Origin of the sequence: Polaromonas sp. (assembly GCF_049790275.1) — a bacterium.
Classification (GTDB): Bacteria; Pseudomonadota; Gammaproteobacteria; order Burkholderiales; family Burkholderiaceae_C; genus Polaromonas.
In genome coordinates this window covers 14360-31827 of sequence record NZ_JBAQYR010000035.1, presented here as the reverse complement: position 1 = coordinate 31827, position 17468 = coordinate 14360, and the positions used below count along the sequence as shown (strand labels likewise).

Sequence of the window (17468 nt, the reverse complement as noted above, 5' to 3'; positions counted from 1 at the left end):
GAGCGCGCGCAATCTCTGCGAAAATGCAGCCATGTTTACCGGAATCATCACCGGCGTGGGGCGCATCGTCGCTGCCCATAGCCTGGGCAGCTCTTTGGACCATGGAAAGCGACTCACCATCGAGGCGCCAGCGGGTTACCTTGATGACGTGGGCCTGGGCGACAGCATCGCACTCAATGGCGCCTGCATGACCGTCACGGCGCTGGACAGCGCCAAAAACCAGTTCTTGATTGAAATTTCGGCCGAATCACTGGCCAAAACCAGCGGGCTGGCGGAACCCGGGCCCATCAACCTCGAAAAAGCGCTGCGTGCCAATGACCGGCTGGGCGGGCATATCGTGGCAGGCCATGTGGATGGCATTGGCACGGTCACGCATTTCGCCCAGGTCGGTGAAAGCTGGGAGCTGCGTATCCTCGCCCCCCGCGAGCTGGGCAAATACCTGGCCTACAAAGGATCCATCACGGTCAACGGGGTCAGCCTGACGGTCAACCGCGTCACGGACCTGGAAGGTGCCCAGGCTGGCTGCGAGATCAGCATCAACCTGATTTCCCACACCGTACAAAGCACGGCCCTGGGCCATCTGCGGCCACAATCGCAGGTGAATCTGGAAATTGACCTGATCGCGCGTTATGTCGAGCGCATGCTCCACGATGAAAAGAAAAACTGAACCATGACCATTGCCATTTCCCCCGTTCAAGACATCATGGCCGACATGCGGGCCGGCCGCATGGTCATCCTGGTCGATGAAGAAGACCGTGAAAACGAAGGCGACCTGGTGCTGGCCGCCGACCACGTCACCCCCGAAACCATCAACTTCATGGCACGTTACGGCCGCGGCCTGATCTGCCTGACTCTGACGCGCGAGCGCTGCGAGCTGCTGCAGCTGCCGCCCATGGCAACCCGCAATGGCGCCAAACACAGCACCGCCTTCACCGTGTCGATCGAAGCCGCCGAGGGCGTGACCACCGGCATCTCGGCTGCAGACCGCGCCCGCACCGTACAGGCCGCCGTGGCCAAAGACGCCAAGGTCAGCGACCTGGTCCAGCCCGGCCATATCTTTCCGCTGCAAGCCGTCGATGGCGGCGTGCTGATGCGCGCAGGCCACACGGAAGCCGGCTGCGACCTGGCCGGCATGGCGGGCTGCTCACCGGCGGCCGTGATCTGCGAGATCATGAAAGACGACGGCACCATGGCGCGCCTGCCGGACCTGCAGCTCTTCGCCGCCGAACATGGCCTGAAAATCGGCACGATTGCCGACCTGATCGAACACCGCAGCCGCCATGACTCGCTGATTGAAAAAATCGGCAGCCGCACACTGCAAACCACCTTTGGCGAGTTCACGGCCCACGCGTTCAGGGACAAGACCAGCCAGGGCCTGCACCTGGCCCTGGTCAAGGGCCAATGGGCGTCCGACGCCACCGTGGCTGCGCGTGTACACGAGCCGCTGTCGATACTCGATGCGCTGGAAACCGGCCGTTCCATGCACTCGTGGAGCCTGGACCAGAGCCTGGCCTATCTTGCCAAAGAGGGCAAAGGCGTGGCGGTGCTGCTCAATTGCGGGGAAACTGCCGCGCAGCTGCTCGCGCAATTCGAAGGCACGGCACGTGCCAGCCAAGCGCCCGAACGCGGCCGCATGGATTTGCGGACCTATGGCGTGGGCGCACAGATCCTGCGCGAGTGCGGTGTGCACAAAATGATGCTGATGGGCAACCCGCGCCGCATGCCCAGCATGACGGGTTACGGGCTGGAGATCACCGGCTACATCGCCAACAAAAAGGATTGACCGTGTTTGGAGCAGAAAAAGGAACAGCGGACAAGCTGGATGGCAAAAAACTCGCCATCGGCATTGTCCAGGCACGCTTCAATGAAAGCATCACCAACGAGCTGGCCAAGGCCTGCTGGCTGGAGCTGCTGGCGCTCGGCGTCGAAGAAAAGAACATCCACCACGTCAAGGTTCCCGGAGCACTGGAAATTCCTGCGGCCCTGCAGGCCATGGCCGAGCGCGACCGGTACGATGCGCTGATCGCGCTGGGCTGCATCATCCGCGGCGAAACCTACCACTTCGAGCTGGTGGCCAACGAAAGCGGCGCCTCTGTCAGCCGCCTGGCCCTGGACTACCAGTTGCCGATCGCCAATGCCATCCTGACGGTGGAGAACGTCGCGCAGGCCGAAGCGCGCCAGGTCGACAAGGGCCGCGATGCGGCGCGTGTTGCAGTGGAAATGGCCAACCTGCTGAACGACCTTTCCTGAGCATCCATTGCCAACACCTCCAACCAGCGCGCCATGTCCGACATAAACACCACCAAACCCAAACGCCCGCCGCAGACCCGCACCGGCCTGACCGACACCGGCGTTAAAAAGGCAGCCGACAAGTCCGCCCGCACCCGCGCGCGCGAGTTCGCCCTGCAGGCGCTGTACCAGCACATGGTCGGGCGCAACGAGGCGGAGTCCATCGACGCCTTCACCCGCGACCTGGTCGGTTTTCACAAGGCCGACTCTGCCCACTACGACGCGCTGCTGCACGGCTGCATCGAAGGCGCCGAGGCGCTGGACGCCAGCATCACGCCGCTGCTGGACCGCAAGATGGCGGAGATATCGCCGGTTGAACACGCGGTGCTGTGGATAGGCGCCTATGAGTTCAAGCACTGCCTGGACGTGCCCTACCGCGTCGTCATCAACGAATGCATCGAACTGGCCAAAGCCTTCGGCGGCACCGACGGCCACAAGTACGTCAACGGTGTGCTGCACAAGCTCGCGCCCGGCTTGCGTGCCGCAGAAGTTGCGGCCGACCAGAAAGCCTGAGCGCACACCGTGAGCGACATGAGGATAGCCCGGCGCGCCCAGCGCATTGAGCCCTTTTATGTGATGGAGGTTGCCAAGGCCGCAGCGGCCATGGCCAGGGAAGTCGCCCACAGCGCGCGACCCATGATTTTCCTGAACATCGGCGAGCCGGATTTCACTGCGCCGCCGCTGGTCCAGCAGGCCGCGGCCCGAGCCATCCACGACGGCAACACGCAATACACCCAGGCGACCGGCCTGCAGTCGCTGCGCGAGTGCATCAGCCGCTGGTATGCCTCGCGCTTTCATGCCGACGTCGCACCCGGCCGCATCATCATCACTGCCGGTGCCTCGGCCGCGCTGCAGCTGGCCTGCCTGGCACTGATCGAAGCCGGCGACGAGATCCTGATGCCCGACCCCAGCTACCCCTGCAACCGGCACTTTGTCAGCGCGGCGGACGGCAATGCGGTGCTGGTTCCCACCACGGCTGAAGAACGCTTCCAGCTCAGCGCGGCCAAAGTGCAGGCGGCCTGGACGGACAAGACGCGCGGTGTGCTGCTGGCCTCGCCGTCCAACCCTACCGGCACCTCGATTGCACCGGAAGAGCTGCGGCGCATCCACGAGTTTGTGACCAGCCGCGGCGGCGTCACCCTGATCGACGAGATTTACCTGGGCCTGAGCTACGAGGAGCGGTTTGGCCATACCGCACTCGCCATGGCCGACGGCCTGGGCGACAACATCATCAGCATCAACAGCTTCAGCAAGTACTTCAACATGACCGGCTGGCGCCTGGGCTGGCTGGTGGTGCCCGAGAGCCTGGCACCCGTGATCGAACGCATCGCGCAAAACCTGTTCATCTGCCCCAGCACCGTGGCACAACACGCCGCACTGGCCTGTTTCGAGCCAGAGAGCCTGGCGGAGTACGAGCGGCGCCGCGCAGAGTTCAAGGCCAGGCGCGACTACTTCATCCCGGAACTGAACCGCCTGGGCCTGACGGTGCCCGTCATGCCCGACGGCGCTTTTTATGCCTATGCCGACTGCACCGCTGCCGCCGCCCGGTTGGGCGTCAGCGGCAGCTGGGATTTTGCGTTTGAGCTGATGAAACGCGCCCACCTGGCCGTCACGCCCGGCCGCGATTTCGGCACCGATGCGCCTGAACGCTACATCCGTTTCTCCACGGCGAATTCAATGGAACAGCTGCAGGAAGCGGTGGCAAGGCTCAGGGCAGCACTCACATGAGTCCGACCGGCCAAGCCTTCCAGTGGCCGATGCGTGTGTACTGGGAAGACACTGATGCCGGCGGCATTGTGTTCTACGCCAATTACCTGAAATTTTTTGAACGCTCGCGCACCGAGTGGCTCAGATCACTGGGCATCGAGCAGCAGCGCCTGCGAGAGCGCACCGGCGGCATCTTTGTAGTGACGAAGACCACCGTGCGCTACCACCGCCCTGCCCGCCTCGATGATGAACTCATTGTTACTGCCCGCTTGATCGAAAAAGGCCGGGCGTCCTTGATAATCGCGCAGAGTGCGCTATTAAAATCAGAGCGAGAGCAGGTACTGCTCAGCGAGGGCACGATACGCATAGGCTGGGTGGAGGCTGCCAGCCTGAAACCTGCAAGAATTCCTGCTCACCTTCTTGACCGTCTGGAAACCACAACATGAACCAGGATTTATCCATCGTCAACCTCATTCTCAACGCCAGCTGGGTAGTCCAGGGCGTGGTGGCTTTGCTGGTTGGCGTGTCGATTGCGAGCTGGGCCGCCATCTTCCGCAAGATCATTTCGCTCAAGCGCGTGCAGTCGCTCAACGATGAATTTGACCGCGAGTTCTGGTCCGGCACCAGCCTGAACGACCTGTACGCCGCAGCCACCCAGAACGCCAAGCATAGCGGCCCGATGGAACGCATTTTTGCCAGCGGCATGCGCGAGTTCCAGAAACTGCGCGAGCGCCGCATGGCCGACCCCAGCACCCTGCTGGACGGCGCCCGCCGCGCCATGCGCGCCAGCTACCAGCGCGAGGTCGACGCGGTTGAAGCCAACTTGTCCTTCCTGGCCACGGTGGGTTCGGTTTCGCCCTATGTGGGCCTGTTCGGCACCGTCTGGGGCATCATGCACGCCTTCACCGGCCTGGCCGCGCTGGAGCAGGTCACGCTGTCGAGCGTGGCGCCCGGTATTGCCGAGGCGCTGGTGGCCACGGCTATCGGCCTGTTCGCCGCCATCCCGGCAGTGGTGGCCTACAACCGTTTTGCCCACGACATCGACCGCGTGGCCAACAAGCTGGAGACCTTCATCGAAGAGTTCTCCAATATCCTGCAACGCAACCTGGGCGCCACCTCGCCTTCAGGCCACTGAACACGATTGACTCGCCATGCCAGCAGTCAACTCCCGCGGCCGAGGCCGCCGCACCATCAGTGAAATCAACATGGTGCCCTTCATCGACGTGATGCTGGTGCTGCTCATCATCTTCATGGTGACAGCGCCACTGATCACGCCCAGCGTGATTGCGCTGCCCAGGGTGGGCAAGGCGCCGGGGCAGCCGCCCAAGCCGATCCAGATCGAGATCAGCAAGGACGAAGTCATCCAGATCAAGTCGGCAGGCACCACCACGCCCGCCAAACTCAGCGAGGTTGGCGCCGCGGTCAAACGCCTGCAACCGTCGGTTCCGGCCGGCGAGCAGGTCACGCCGGTGGTGATCAGCGCCGACAAATCCATCAAGTACGAAACCGTGGTCAAGGTCATGGACGCGCTGCAGAAAGCCAATGTGGCGCGCGTGGGCCTCTCGGTGCAGACTGGTAACTGACCCATGCCCAGCGCCGCCGACCGCCTCGACTTTGCCCCGCACGGCGACCCCGGTGCGCTGCGGGCTTTCGGCCTGGCAGTGCTGGTTCATCTGCTGCTGATAGCGGCACTGACCTGGGGCATCAACTGGAAACACAGCGACCCCAACCTCTCCTTCGAAGCCGAGCTGTGGTCCAGCGTGCCGCAGGAAGCAGCACCCAAGCTGGTGGAAGCCCCGCCTCCGCCCCCTCCTCCTCCGCGAGCACCTGAACCGGTGGTCAAGTCCCCACCGCCGGCACCCACGCCGGACGTGGACATTGCGCTGGAGCGCGAGAAAAAGCGCAAGCTCGAACTGAAGAAAAAAGAAGCCGAGCTCGCAGAAGCCAAGAAGGAGCAGGAAAGGCTCAAAGAACTTCAGGCCAAAAAGGAAAAGGAACAGAAGGCCAAGGAAGAGCTGGCCAAACGCAAGGCAGAAGAGCTCAAGAAAGCCGAGGCGAAAAAACAGGATGCGAAAGAGCAGGAAAAGCAGAAGCTGGCGGATGCAGCCGCGGAAAAACAGCGGCAGGACAACATCAAGCGGGCTTTGGGCATGGCCGGCGCCACGGGCGCAGCCGATGCCAAAGGCTCAGCGCCAAAAGCCGGCGGCCCTTCCGCCAGCTACGGAGGCAAGGTGCGCGCCAAGGTCAAGCCCAACATCGTGTTCACCGAAGACATTGCCGGAAACCCGACGGCGGAAGTGGAAGTGCGCACGGCACTGGACGGCAGCATCATCAGCCAGCGCCTGATCAAATCCAGCGGCAACAGGGCCTGGGACGATGCCGTGATCAAGGCCATCATCCGCACGGAGACCATGCCACGCGATGTGGATGGGCGGGTTCCGACACCGATGATTCTGGAATTCCGGCCGAAAGATTGAGCGAGAACTCGCTCAATCGCTATCAATAAAATAGCTGCTTGCGCCCGCGGAATAAGGGTAAACGCCCGATTTCACTCATAGACAATCTGCGCCTGCCCCTGGTCGGCCTGGGCCATCCAGCTGGCCAGTGCCGCATCGGTTGGGAAAAATTTCGCGGCTTCACCAAGCTGCAGCTCGGCCACCACACTGTCGCGCCTGAGGCTCAGGCGCACCGGCAAGCCGCGCTGGACCTCCCCCTGCTCCGACATCTCCTTGCGCGGCGGAAAGTCCCGCACGATGCGCTGCACGTCCGGCGCCGCACCGTTGACCGCCACGCGCAGGTACTTGCCAAAGCGGCAGCGCGCGGACTCCAGGCTCCAGACCTGCGTCACCTTGAAGCGGCGGCCGAAGCGCTCTGACGCCGGTTGCAGCGTGCCCTGCACGATCACCAGCTCGTCGTCCTTGAGCAGGTTGCGGTTGGCATTGAAGGTGGCCTCGTCCACCGAGGCTTCCAGCGTGTCGGTCTTGTCGTCGAGCTTGAAAATGATCAGCTTGCCGCGGTTGCCGTTGATGACCCGCAGGTCGCTGACGATGGCCGCCAGCAAATGCTGGTCGCGCGAATCGATCAGATCGTCGATCTTGCGTTTGACGAACTGCCGGACCTCGGTCTCGACTTCGTCGAACAGGTGGCCGGACAGGTAAAACCCGATCGCGGTTTTTTCCTGCACCAGCCGCGCCTTCACACCAAAAGGCACAGCCGCCACCAGTGGCGGCTCCTGCGTGCTGGCCGCATGGGAGTCCATGTCGAACAGGCCACCCTGGTTGACATTGGCCTCGGCCTGTGCGGCGAACTCGAAAGCCCGGTCCACCGATGCCAGCAGCGACGCGCGGTTCAGTTGCAGGTTGTCGAAGGCACCGGCCTTGATCAGCGCTTCGACCGTGCGCTTGTTCATTTTTGTCTTGTCAACGCGCAGGCAGAAGTCGTACAGCGAGGCAAAGGGCCCGCCCTCTTCGCGCGCCGCGACGATGGCGGCGATCGCCTGCTGCCCCGTGCCCTTGACGGCACCCAGGCCGTAACGGATGCTGGTGTTGCTGATCGGCTCGAAGCGGTAGTGGCCGCGGTTGACGTCGGGCGACTCGAAGCTGATGCCCATCTTCTGCGCGTCACCGAAAAGAATTCTCAGCTTGTCGGTATCGCCCATTTCCACCGTCATGTTGGCGCAGAAAAATTCGGCGGTGTAGTGGCGCTTGAGCCAGGCGGTGTGGTACGCCAGCAAGGCGTAGGCGGCGGAGTGGGACTTGTTGAAGCCGTAACCGGCGAACTTCTCCATCAAGTCGAAAACCTCGTCGGCTTTTTCCTGCGACAGGCCGTTGATACCGGCACCCTTGCGGAAAATTTCCCGCTGCGAGGCCATCTCCTTCTCGTCCTTCTTGCCCATCGCGCGGCGCAGCATGTCGGCGCCGCCCAGCGAGTAACCGCCCAGGATCTGCGCCGTCTGCATCACCTGCTCCTGGTAGACCATGATGCCGTAGGTCTCCTCCAGGATGGGCTTGACCCGCGGGTCCGGGTACTCGGGTGTTTCCTTGCCCTGCTTGCGCGCAATGTAGGTCGGGATCAGGTCCATCGGACCCGGCCGGTACAGCGCATTCATCGCGATCAGGTCTTCCAGCCGGTTCGGCCGCGCGTCGCGCAGCATACGCTGCATGCCGATACTTTCAAACTGGAACACGGCTTCGGTCTTGCCCTCGGCAAACAGCGCGTAAACCCGCTGGTCATCGAGCGGCAGGTTCTCGAACTTGAAGTCCTTTTGCGCCGGATGCCGCTGGACAATGAACTCGCGCGCCAGCTCCAGGATGGTCAGCGTCGCCAGGCCCAGAAAGTCGAACTTGACCAGGCCGATGGCCTCGACGTCGTTTTTGTCGAACTGGCTCACGGCCGAGGTGCTGCCGGGCTGAAGGTACAGCGGGCAGAAATCGGTGAGTTTGCCCGGTGCGATCAGCACGCCGCCGGCATGCATGCCGACGTTGCGCGTCAGGCCTTCGAGCTTGCGCGCCAGCTCCAGCAGGGTGCGCACGTCTTCTTCCTTGGCTTCCCGCTCGGCCAGCACCGGCTCGGCCTCCAGCGCGTACACCATCTTGTCGTTTTTCTTGCGATCGGCAGGCACCAGCTGCAGGGTGACGGCCTGGCCGGGCTTGTTGGGCACCAGCTTGGAGATGCCATCACAAAAGCCGTAGGAGAAATCGAGCACCCGGCCGACGTCGCGGATCGCCGCGCGTGCTGCCATGGTTCCAAAGGTGACGATCTGGCTGACCGCGGCATGGCCGTACTTGTCTTTCACATAGTCGATCACGCGGTCGCGGTTGGTCTGGCAGAAGTCGATGTCGAAGTCGGGCATGGACACCCGCTCCGGGTTCAGGAAACGCTCGAACAGCAGGTTGTACTGCAGCGGATCCAGGTCGGTGATCTTCAGCGAGTAAGCGACCAGCGAGCCGGCGCCGGAACCCCGGCCCGGCCCAACCGGGCAGCCATTGTTCTTGGCCCAGTTGATGAAATCGCCCACGATCAGGAAGTAGCCCGGGAACCCCATCTTCAGGATGGTGTTGATCTCGAACTCCAGCCGCTCGACGTACTCCGGCCGTTTTTTATCGCGGACCGCTTCATCCGGGTACAGGTGCGCCAACCGCTCTTCCAGTCCTTCGAACGAGGCGTAACGAAAATACTCGTCGGGCGACATGCGCACGCCATTGACCTCCGGCGTCGGGTACTCGGGCAGCATGGGCTTGCCGAGGTCGAGCTTGAGGTTGCAGCGTTTGGCAATTTCCAGCGTGTTGGCCAGCGCCGACGGGAGGTCGGCGAACAGCTCGGCCATTTGCGCCGAAGACTTGAAATACTGTTCGCGCGTGAACTTGCGCACGCGCCGAGCGTTGCCCAGGATTTCGCCTTCGGCGATACACACGCGCGCTTCATGGGCCTCGTAATCCTCGTACCCCAGAAATTGCACCGGATGGGTCGCCACCACCGGCAGCTTGAGCCGGGCGGCCAGTTGCACCGCCGCCGCCACATGCTGCTCGTCGTCGGCGCGTTGCGCGCGCTGCAATTCCATGTAAAAGCGGTGCGGAAACAAACCCGCGAAGTGCAGCGCACATTCCAGCGCTCGCGGGCCGTCGCCTTGCACCAGCGCCTGCCCGACGGCGCCACCCTGCGCACCCGACAGGGCGATCAGGCCTTCGCCGAGCTCCTGCAACCATTCCAGGCTGATGACGGCCAGGTCGCGCACCACGCCGCGGGTCCAGGCCCGTGTGAGGAGTTCCGACAGGTTCAGGTAGCCCTGGCGGTTTTGCACCAGCAGCAGCAGCCTGGCCGGTGCGGCGCCGGCGTCCTTGCCCGGAACCTGTACCCACACGTCTGCGCCAATCAGCGGCTTGACTCCTGCGCTGCGGGTCTCCTTGTAGAACTTGACGGTGCCAAAGAGGTTGCCCAAGTCAGTGATGGCGAGGGCGGGCTGACGGTCAGCCGCGGCAGCAGCCACAATTTCATCGATGCGGTTGGTGCCATCGACCACTGAAAATTCGGTGTGGATGCGTAAATGAACAAACATGGCTTCATTTTAGGGGGGAGGTAGAGCCCCACGGTCGCTCACTGCGTGTAACTCCCTGCCCCCGAGGGGCCGCTGCGCCTGCGGGCCGGCAAAGCCGGACCCGCGGCCCCTGCTGGAAAAATACTGGCATCCCTGATCGCCGTCCTCCGTAAAGGCATCCCCCTACAATTCCGGCATCATGAAAGTTCTGAACGTTGCGGCCTACAAGTTTGTGTCGCTGGAAGGCCTGCCGGAGCGGCAGGCCGCACTGCGGGAAGCCCTGCAAAGCCGCAACATCAAGGGCACCGTGCTGCTGGCCGGGGAAGGCATCAACCTGTTCCTGGCCGCCCGCGCCAGCGACATTCATGATTTTTTGGCATGGCTGCGGCTCGACCCGCTTTTTCATGAGCTGGAGGCCAAGGAAAGCTGGTCGCACGCCCAGCCCTTTCGCAAACTGCTGGTGAAGATCAAGCCGGAAATCATCCGCATGGACCATCCAGCCATCCAGCCCGCGGCCGGCCGCGCTCCGGCGGTGAATGCCGTGACGCTCAGGCGCTGGCTGGATGCCGGCCATGACGATGAGGGGCGCCCCGTGGTGACGCTGGACACGCGCAACGACTTCGAGGTGGATGTGGGCACCTTCCGAGACGCCATTGACTGGCGCATCACCAAGTTCACTGGCTTTCCGCAGGCCTTGCTGCAGCACCGCGAGGAGCTTCAAGGAAAAACCGTGGTGAGTTTCTGCACCGGCGGCATACGTTGCGAGAAGGCTGCCATCTTCATGCGCGAGGCCGGCGTCGAACATGTCTTCCAGCTCGACGGCGGCATCCTCAAATATTTCGAGGAAAGCGGCCACGCCCACTTTGACGGAGAATGTTTTGTCTTCGACGAGCGGCGCGCACTCGATCCGGCATTGAAACCCCGCGTGAATGTCGGGGCATTGTCTGACAGCCCGGCACCGCAAGACATGGAAAGCTGAACGGGTTTTCCGGGCCATACCGCCCTTTCACTTTTTTTTGCATCGAGCTGCCATGCCCACACCCACCGCCGCCCGCCATGCCGCCGCCGGGACCTCCAGCCTGGCCCAGCGCTTCCAGCAAGTCCGCGGCCAGACCGAACGTCTGGCACAACCGCTGAGTGCCGAAGACTGCCAGCTGCAATCCATGCCGGACGCCAGCCCCGCCAAATGGCACCTGGCCCATGTCACCTGGTTTTTCGAGACCTTCATTCTCGAGCGCTTCGAGAAGAACTTCCAGCCCTTTGACGCCGGCTTCCGAGTGCTGTTCAACAGCTACTACAACGGTGTCGGTGCCAAGCATCCACGCCCCCAGCGCGGCATGATCAGCCGCCCGGCCCTGGAGCAGGTGCTGGCTTACCGCGCCCAGGTCGACGAACGCGTGCAGAACGTCATGGCGCAGATTCTGGTTGGTCAGGCCGGTCCTGCCGGTGACGAATTGCAGAAGCTCGTCACGCTGGGTCTGCAGCATGAACAGCAACACCAGGAGCTGCTGCTGACGGACATCAAACATGCCCTCTCCTTCAACCCCGCACGGCCGGGTTATGCGCGGCAGTGGCCGCTGGCCGGTATCAGCCCCCAGCCGCTTCAGTGGCTGGGTTTCGCAGGCGGTCTGATCGAACACGGGTTTGAGTCCGCCCTGGACGGACCATTTGCCTTCGACAACGAAACGCCGCGCCACAAAACATATGTGGCTCCGTTCGAAATCGGCAGCCGCCTGGTCACCAATGGCGAAATGATGGCTTTCATGGCGGATGGCGGTTACCAGCGCCCGGAACTGTGGTTGTCCATGGGCTGGGACTGGGTGCAGGCCCGCGAAGCAAGCATGCCGCTGTACTGGCAGGCGCCTGCAACACCCGGGGAGCCGCATGGCAACTTCACCCTGCAGGGCTGGGTGCAGGTGGATCCCCACACGCCGGTATGCCACCTGAGTTATTTCGAGGCCGATGCCTATGCACGCTGGGCCGGGGCGCGCCTGCTGACAGAGTTTGAATGGGAGCTGGCAGCGCGCAGCGTGCCAGGCCCGGCTGGGCTGCGGGCCGAAGGCAACTTTGTTGAAAGCGGCGCCTACCACCCGATCGCACTGCAGCATCGCAGCACGGGCCATCCGGCCCAGATGTTTGGCGACGTGTGGGAGTGGACCCAGTCCAACTACAACCCCTATCCCGGCTACAAGCCTTGGGAAGGACTGGTCGGCGAATACAACGGCAAGTTCATGTGCAACCAGCTGGTGCTGCGTGGCGGCTCCTGTGCCACGCCGCAAAGCCATGTACGCGCCAGCTACCGCAACTTTTTCCCGCCGGATGCCCAGTGGCAGTTCAGCGGGCTGCGCCTGGCGCGCGATATCGGGTGATGCTGGCTCGCTGACGCAGGAGAGCTCAGTCCGGAATCAGCCGCCGCTCCGGCAGGGGAATCAATTCGGCGTCCCCTGGCACCCGGCCCATGGCCTGCCGCTCCCAGTCCTGCGCAGCCTGCGTTATCCGCTCCCTGCGGCTGGACACAAAGTTCCACCACATGAAGCGGTGCCCGTCCAGCGCATCGCCGCCTATCACCATCAACCGGACCGCACTGTTGGCCACAACAGCCGCCGTAGACTTCGGCGCCAGCAGCGTCAGTGTGTGTGCCTCCACCTGCTCACCGTCGACCGTCACCGGGCCATCCACGGCATACAGCGCCAGTTCCTGGGCCAGCGGCGGCAATTCGAAAACGGTACCGGCGGCCAGTTGCACGTCAAGGTAAACCGTTGTCGAGAAGGTCCTGACCGGCGAGCTGCGGCCAAACGCCTCACCCACCAGCACCCGAACCTGTGCGCCGTCCAGCAGCACCTCGGGAATGGCAGTTGCCGGCGTGTGCACGAAATCCGGTTCGACCTCTTCCTGCTCACGCGGCAGGGCCGCCCACAGCTGGATGCCGTGGTTGACGTATTCCCTGTCCTTCCATTCCCCGGGCGCGCGCTCCGAATGCACAATGCCGCGCCCCGCCGTCATCCAGTTGATGGCGCCGGGTTCTATGCGCTGGCTGAAGCCCAGGCTGTCGCGGTGCATGATGGCGCCTTCGAACAGGTAGGTCACCGTTGCCAGGCCGATATGCGGATGCGGCCGCACATCATGGGCCGCCCCGGGTACCACCGTGACCGGACCGAAGTGGTCAAAAAACAGGAAAGGGCCTACCGACTGCCGCTGCGCGGCCGGCAGCAGGCGGCGCACACGAAAGCCGCCCCCCAGATCCTTCTCGTGTCCGGTCAGCTTCAGTTCAACAGGCATGGCAATGTCTCCAGAAAGTTTTCCAGGCAGGGATCAGGCGTGAAATCTTGCAGCCACATCGGCCACGCGTTTGCCGAACAGCCTGGCCGTTTCGAGGTCACCCGCGGCCATCTCGCTGGCCCCTGCATCGGAAGGCGATTGTGCGATCGCTCCGCTGTAAGACACCAGGTAGTTGATGTCGTCGCGCTTTGCTGCTTTGGCATTGGACGGCATCAGGCCCTGGCTGACCCACAGCATGCCGTGCTGCATCGCCAGCGTGAACAGCGTGGTGAGCGTGCCCTGCTTGTCACCGTTCATGCCCGCGCTGTTGGTGAAGCCGGCGGCCAGCTTGTCTTTCCACTCCTGGCTAAACCAGGGTTTGGACGAATCATCGGCAAACTTCTTGAACTGCCAGCTGACGCTGCCCATGTAGGTCGGCGAACCAAAGATGATGGCGTCGGCAGCCTTCAGTTGTTCCCAGCCTCCCGCGGGAAGATTGCCGTTGGCGTCGATGGCCAGCAGCCGGGCGCCTGCGCCCTCCGCGACGGCCTGCGCCATGCGCTGGGTATGCCCATAACCCGAGTGGTAAACAACGATGACACTTGTCATTGCGCGTCCTTGATGTGTGAAGAAAACAGAAAGGCCGGCTGGAAAGCCGGCCTGCAAATCTCAATGGCGTGCGATCAGCCTTTGCTCTGGCCGTCCACGCTCCAGGCACCAGCGCCCCAGGCCGCGATGGTCAGCAGGCCGCCGACCACTGCGATGTTCTTGAAGAAAGCCTGTTGCTGCATCATGACCTGCTCGGCAGGGACAGCCCAGAAGTTGTGAAAGATGAACGTGATGACCACGGTGAACAGCGCAATGCCCAGCGCGGCCCAGCGTGCCTGGAAGCCAACCAGCAACAACAGGCCCAGGCCCAATTCCACGCCAATGGCTGCAGCCGCAGCCACTTCAGGAAGCGGCACACCCTTGGAGGCGATGTAACCCGCGGTTCCGGCGAAGCCGGCAATCTTGCTGAAACCGGCCGGAATAAACAGCAGGGCAATCAGCGCGCGGCCAAGGAGGGAAAGCGGGTTTTGCAGTGAGTTGAGCATGGTGAATCCTTTTTTGTTGAAGTGATGAAAGAAAAATAATGAACCGAAGCGCCCGGCGGTGCAAGTACCGGGCCTTCCGGTTCAGCCTGCGAGATCGAACACGAGCACCTCGGCCGCCTTGCCATGGGACAGCTGCAACCGGCTCTCGGCTTCCAGCTTGAACGCATCGCCTGCACTCAGAGGCTGCCCGTTGACCTGGAGTTCCCCGCGCACCAGGTGCACATACGTCTTGCGCTGCGGATTCAGCGTCATTTCAGCAGTTTCATCGCCATCGAACAGGCCTGCATAAAGCCTGGCATCGGCGTGCACCGTCACCGAATCCCGGGCCCCGTCGGGGGACGCCACCAGCCGCAGTGTGCCGCGCTTTTCATTTTCGGGAAAGGTCTTCTGTTCGTAGCTGGGCGGAATGCCCGTCACATTGGGTTCAATCCAGATCTGCAGGAAATGCGTGGTCTGGCCTTCGGCATGGTTGAACTCGCTGTGCTGCACACCGGTGCCTGCACTCATGCGCTGCACATCACCGGGTGGGATGCCCTTGATGTTGCCGATGCTGTCCTGGTGCGCCAGCTCGCCGCTCAGTACATAGCTGATGATTTCCATGTCCCTGTGGCCGTGTGTGCCAAAACCGCGACCGGCGGCAATGCGGTCTTCATTGATCACCCGCAGGTTGCCAAAACCCATGTGCGCCGGATCGTAGTAGCCCGCAAACGAGAAGGAGTGAAAAGACTTGAGCCAGCCGTGGTCGGCATAGCCGCGTTCGCTGGAAGATCGTTTGGTCATCATCGTGTGCTCCTTTCAAGGTGCGTTTGCAATGCCTCCAATGTAGGCGCCGAAGCGGTGTTGTCCATTGCGGCTGTTTGATGGCATCATTCAAATTATTTGAACTGGAACCATGCCAACGATCAACAACCGGGTGCGCGATGCCCTGACGCCGGAAACGCTGGGCCTGATCGGAACCGTGCACCGTACCGGCAGCATGGCGGCGGCGGCACGTGAACTGGGCGTGGTTCCCAGCGCGCTGACCTACCGCATCCGGCAGGTGGAAGACGCCCTGGACGTGCTGCTGTTCGACCGCTCCTCGCGTCAGGCCAGACTCACCGAAGCCGGCAAGGAACTGCTGCGCGAAGGCAACCGCCTGCTGGCCGAGCTCGACGCAGTGGCCAACCGCGTCAAACGCGTGGCGACCGGCTGGGAGCCGGAGTTGACCCTGGCAGTGGACAGCGTGATCTCGCGCACCACCGTGATGGAGCTGTGCGAGGCTTTTTTTGCATTGAACCCGCCGACACGGCTGCGCCTTCGGGAAGAAGCCCTGTCAGGCACGCTCGAAGCCCTCACGTCGGGGCAGGCCGACCTGTCCATTGGTGTGGCGATCGAGCCGGGTATTCACAAATCGGTCCAGAGCAAGCCGCTGGGCAGCATTCATTTCATTTATGCCGTTGCGCCGCATCACCCGCTGGCCAACGCCGCCGAACCCGTCACCGACGCGATGCTCATGCCGCATCGCGCCGTTGCGGTCGCCGATTCGGTGCAGCGCGGCAGCGGCGTCACCGTCGGCCTGCTGGGGGGCCAGGACATCTTCACGGTGCCCGGCATGCAGGAAAAACTCGACGCGCAGCTACGCGGCCTGGGTGGCGGCTTTTTGCCTGAATACCTCGCGCGGCCGCACATCGCCACGGGTCGACTGGTGGAAAAACGCGTGCAGCGGGCCGAGCGTGTCATCCCCGTCAGTTACGCCTGGCGCCGCGTGACCGCTGGAAGTGAAGGCCGTGCCCTGCAGTGGTGGCTCAGCCAACTGGTAAAACCCGGGACACGAAAGGCGCTGCTGGAGCGCGAACATGCGGTTTAAAAAAGCTGGTATCTGGCGCCGCATCGGCGCCAGCGTGTAGAGTGTCACCATGATTTGTATTCATCTGGATGCCGGGCTGCGAAAATGGCGCGAAGCCCGCCATGCAAAACACATGAATGTCCCTCCCCTGACCAACCGATAAAAAGTACAAGACATGACAAAAAACCCCCGTCCAGCTTCCGCTCCCGTGAAACGCCATATAGCCGTGGTTGGCGCGGGCATGGCCGGCATTGCCTGTGCACGCACACTGATGCAGGCAGGCCACCAGGTGACGGTGTTTGAAAAAAGCCGCGGCCCGGGCGGCCGGATGTCCACCCGCAACACAGAGTTCGGGGGGTTTGACCACGGCACGCAGTATTTCACCGTACGCGACACACGTTTCGAAAAAGCCCTGGCCACCAGCCCAGGCCTGGTGCGCCCCTGGAGCGCCAATACCGTGCGCATCCTCGACGAAGCAGGCCGCGTGGTGGCCGCCTCGCTGCCACCCAAGGAGGCGCACTGGGTGGCCACACCGGGCATGAACGCGCTGCTCAAGCAATGGGCCCAGCCACTGGACGCGGCCGGCGCGCTGATGCTGGAAACCCAGGTGATCCGGATGGAGCGCGACAAGCTGCATCCCGAGCGCTGGCAACTGCAGACCGAAGGCCCGGGTGCCAGCAGCCGGGTGTATTCCGGCTTTGATGCAGTGGTGCTGGCCGTGCCTGCACCGCAGGCCCACGCCCTGCTGCTGAGTTCCCAGCAGGGCAAGGCCCTGATGCCGGTGCTGGGAGGCATCGCCATTGCCCCCTGCTGGACACTGATGCTGGCCTTCCCGCAGGCCATGCAACCCACCCTGCCGCATCTGGGCCCGCACTGGAATGCAGCACGCAGCACCCACCACCGCATTGCCTGGCTGGCACGCGAATCGTCCAAGCCGGGACGCAGCGCCATCGAACGCTGGACCGTGCAGGCCAGCCCGGAATGGTCCGAACGCCATCTGGAAGATGACGACGAACGCGTCAAGGCCAAACTGCTCAAGGCCTTCACCGAAGTCACCGGCATACGCGCCCAACCCAGCCATGCTGCCGTACACCGCTGGCGTTATGCCCAGACCACCGAACCCCTGGGCCAATCCCATCTGCTGGATGCCAAACTGGGCATAGGTGCCTGTGGCGACTGGTGCCTGGGTCACCGGGTGGAAGACGCTTTTGTGTCGGGTCTTGAAATGGCCCTCGCCCTGGCCTGAACAGCCCAACAGGAA

Annotated in this window: 18 protein-coding genes; 13 read left to right on the top strand and 5 right to left on the bottom strand. The window is 63.0% G+C overall.

The features are described 5' to 3' along the window. Nucleotides 1-31 precede the first annotated feature (31 nt). From WA904_RS04445 to tolA, 9 genes are read left to right on the top strand one after another with little or no spacing between them, the layout of a single operon-like run. A complete protein-coding gene (locus WA904_RS04445; RefSeq protein ID WP_425195916.1) occupies nucleotides 32-667 on the top strand; it encodes a riboflavin synthase in 636 nt (211 codons plus the stop codon). A 3-nt stretch (nucleotides 668-670) separates the two neighbouring features. Further along, the gene (gene ribBA, locus WA904_RS04440; RefSeq protein WP_425195915.1) at nucleotides 671-1783 is read left to right on the top strand and encodes a bifunctional 3,4-dihydroxy-2-butanone-4-phosphate synthase/GTP cyclohydrolase II; all 1113 of its coding nucleotides are present in this window, start codon (nucleotides 671-673) and stop codon (nucleotides 1781-1783) included. Between the two features lie 2 nt (nucleotides 1784-1785). After that, nucleotides 1786-2250 carry a 6,7-dimethyl-8-ribityllumazine synthase gene (gene ribH, locus WA904_RS04435; protein ID WP_425195914.1) on the top strand — a complete coding sequence of 155 codons (465 nt, stop codon included), beginning with the start codon at nucleotides 1786-1788 and terminating at the stop codon, nucleotides 2248-2250. 33 nt (nucleotides 2251-2283) lie between these two features. Then, a complete protein-coding gene (gene nusB / locus WA904_RS04430) occupies nucleotides 2284-2802 on the top strand; it encodes a transcription antitermination factor NusB (protein WP_425195913.1) in 519 nt (172 codons plus the stop codon). A gap of 18 nt (nucleotides 2803-2820) precedes the next feature. After that, nucleotides 2821-4017 (top strand): pyridoxal phosphate-dependent aminotransferase, encoded by a 1197-nt coding sequence (locus tag WA904_RS04425; RefSeq protein ID WP_425195931.1) that lies wholly within the window; start codon nucleotides 2821-2823, stop codon nucleotides 4015-4017. Next, nucleotides 4014-4442, top strand: a complete 429-nt coding sequence (gene ybgC, locus WA904_RS04420) for a tol-pal system-associated acyl-CoA thioesterase (RefSeq protein WP_425195912.1) — start codon at nucleotides 4014-4016, stop codon at nucleotides 4440-4442. The genes WA904_RS04425 and ybgC overlap by 4 nt, the downstream gene beginning before the upstream one ends. Further along, the gene (gene tolQ, locus WA904_RS04415) at nucleotides 4439-5131 is read left to right on the top strand and encodes a protein TolQ (RefSeq protein ID WP_425195911.1); all 693 of its coding nucleotides are present in this window, start codon (nucleotides 4439-4441) and stop codon (nucleotides 5129-5131) included. Before ybgC ends, tolQ begins: the two co-directional genes overlap by 4 nt. 16 nt (nucleotides 5132-5147) lie before the next feature. Beyond that, nucleotides 5148-5579, top strand: a complete 432-nt coding sequence (locus WA904_RS04410; protein WP_425195910.1) for a biopolymer transporter ExbD — start codon at nucleotides 5148-5150, stop codon at nucleotides 5577-5579. 3 nt (nucleotides 5580-5582) lie between these two features. Further along, nucleotides 5583-6473 carry a cell envelope integrity protein TolA gene (gene tolA / locus WA904_RS04405; protein WP_425195909.1) on the top strand — a complete coding sequence of 297 codons (891 nt, stop codon included), beginning with the start codon at nucleotides 5583-5585 and terminating at the stop codon, nucleotides 6471-6473. Nucleotides 6474-6544: 71 nt separating this feature from the next. Here tolA and dnaE read toward each other — a convergent pair whose 3' ends face one another. Continuing rightward, complete coding sequence (gene dnaE / locus WA904_RS04400; RefSeq protein WP_425195908.1) at nucleotides 6545-10051, bottom strand: DNA polymerase III subunit alpha; 3507 nt, start codon at nucleotides 10049-10051, stop codon at nucleotides 6545-6547. Nucleotides 10052-10226: 175 nt separating this feature from the next. Between dnaE and WA904_RS04395 the strand changes: the two genes are divergently transcribed. Then, nucleotides 10227-11009, top strand: a complete 783-nt coding sequence (locus WA904_RS04395; RefSeq protein WP_425195930.1) for a sulfurtransferase — start codon at nucleotides 10227-10229, stop codon at nucleotides 11007-11009. A 52-nt stretch (nucleotides 11010-11061) separates the two neighbouring features. Beyond that, complete coding sequence (gene egtB / locus WA904_RS04390; protein ID WP_425195907.1) at nucleotides 11062-12399, top strand: ergothioneine biosynthesis protein EgtB; 1338 nt, start codon at nucleotides 11062-11064, stop codon at nucleotides 12397-12399. A 25-nt stretch (nucleotides 12400-12424) separates the two neighbouring features. Here egtB and WA904_RS04385 read toward each other — a convergent pair whose 3' ends face one another. The 4 genes from WA904_RS04385 to WA904_RS04370 form a co-directional block, all read right to left on the bottom strand. Next, nucleotides 12425-13309: a pirin family protein gene (locus WA904_RS04385; protein ID WP_425195906.1), complete on the bottom strand. Its 885-nt coding sequence runs from the start codon at nucleotides 13307-13309 to the stop codon at nucleotides 12425-12427. Nucleotides 13310-13342: 33 nt separating this feature from the next. Beyond that, nucleotides 13343-13897 carry a flavodoxin family protein gene (locus WA904_RS04380; RefSeq protein WP_425195905.1) on the bottom strand — a complete coding sequence of 185 codons (555 nt, stop codon included), beginning with the start codon at nucleotides 13895-13897 and terminating at the stop codon, nucleotides 13343-13345. A gap of 74 nt (nucleotides 13898-13971) precedes the next feature. Further along, a complete protein-coding gene (locus WA904_RS04375; RefSeq protein ID WP_425195904.1) occupies nucleotides 13972-14382 on the bottom strand; it encodes a DoxX family protein in 411 nt (136 codons plus the stop codon). A gap of 81 nt (nucleotides 14383-14463) precedes the next feature. Further along, nucleotides 14464-15165, bottom strand: coding sequence for a pirin family protein (locus tag WA904_RS04370; protein ID WP_425195903.1), 702 nt, complete (start codon nucleotides 15163-15165; stop codon nucleotides 14464-14466). A gap of 109 nt (nucleotides 15166-15274) precedes the next feature. Between WA904_RS04370 and WA904_RS04365 the strand changes: the two genes are divergently transcribed. Further along, nucleotides 15275-16228, top strand: coding sequence for a LysR family transcriptional regulator (locus WA904_RS04365; protein ID WP_425195902.1), 954 nt, complete (start codon nucleotides 15275-15277; stop codon nucleotides 16226-16228). Nucleotides 16229-16382: 154 nt separating this feature from the next. Further along, the gene (locus WA904_RS04360) at nucleotides 16383-17453 is read left to right on the top strand and encodes an NAD(P)/FAD-dependent oxidoreductase (protein WP_425195901.1); all 1071 of its coding nucleotides are present in this window, start codon (nucleotides 16383-16385) and stop codon (nucleotides 17451-17453) included. Nucleotides 17454-17468: the final 15 nt, after the last annotated feature.

What these genes read in the sequence shown, in the direction of transcription:
- WA904_RS04445 (WP_425195916.1), top strand. Translation starts at nt 32, where the DNA reads ATGTTTACCGGAATCATCACCGGCGTGGGGCGCATCGTCGCTGCCCAT.
- ribBA (WP_425195915.1), top strand. Translation starts at nt 671, where the DNA reads ATGACCATTGCCATTTCCCCCGTTCAAGACATCATGGCCGACATGCGG.
- nusB (WP_425195913.1), top strand. Translation starts at nt 2,284, where the DNA reads ATGTCCGACATAAACACCACCAAACCCAAACGCCCGCCGCAGACCCGC.
- WA904_RS04425 (WP_425195931.1), top strand. Translation starts at nt 2,821, where the DNA reads ATGAGGATAGCCCGGCGCGCCCAGCGCATTGAGCCCTTTTATGTGATG.
- ybgC (WP_425195912.1), top strand. Translation starts at nt 4,014, where the DNA reads ATGAGTCCGACCGGCCAAGCCTTCCAGTGGCCGATGCGTGTGTACTGG.
- tolQ (WP_425195911.1), top strand. Translation starts at nt 4,439, where the DNA reads ATGAACCAGGATTTATCCATCGTCAACCTCATTCTCAACGCCAGCTGG.
- WA904_RS04410 (WP_425195910.1), top strand. Translation starts at nt 5,148, where the DNA reads ATGCCAGCAGTCAACTCCCGCGGCCGAGGCCGCCGCACCATCAGTGAA.
- tolA (WP_425195909.1), top strand. Translation starts at nt 5,583, where the DNA reads ATGCCCAGCGCCGCCGACCGCCTCGACTTTGCCCCGCACGGCGACCCC.
- dnaE (WP_425195908.1), bottom strand. Translation starts at nt 10,051, where the DNA reads ATGTTTGTTCATTTACGCATCCACACCGAATTTTCAGTGGTCGATGGC.
- egtB (WP_425195907.1), top strand. Translation starts at nt 11,062, where the DNA reads ATGCCCACACCCACCGCCGCCCGCCATGCCGCCGCCGGGACCTCCAGC.
- WA904_RS04385 (WP_425195906.1), bottom strand. Translation starts at nt 13,309, where the DNA reads ATGCCTGTTGAACTGAAGCTGACCGGACACGAGAAGGATCTGGGGGGC.
- WA904_RS04380 (WP_425195905.1), bottom strand. Translation starts at nt 13,897, where the DNA reads ATGACAAGTGTCATCGTTGTTTACCACTCGGGTTATGGGCATACCCAG.
- WA904_RS04375 (WP_425195904.1), bottom strand. Translation starts at nt 14,382, where the DNA reads ATGCTCAACTCACTGCAAAACCCGCTTTCCCTCCTTGGCCGCGCGCTG.
- WA904_RS04370 (WP_425195903.1), bottom strand. Translation starts at nt 15,165, where the DNA reads ATGATGACCAAACGATCTTCCAGCGAACGCGGCTATGCCGACCACGGC.
- WA904_RS04365 (WP_425195902.1), top strand. Translation starts at nt 15,275, where the DNA reads ATGCCAACGATCAACAACCGGGTGCGCGATGCCCTGACGCCGGAAACG.
- WA904_RS04360 (WP_425195901.1), top strand. Translation starts at nt 16,383, where the DNA reads ATGACAAAAAACCCCCGTCCAGCTTCCGCTCCCGTGAAACGCCATATA.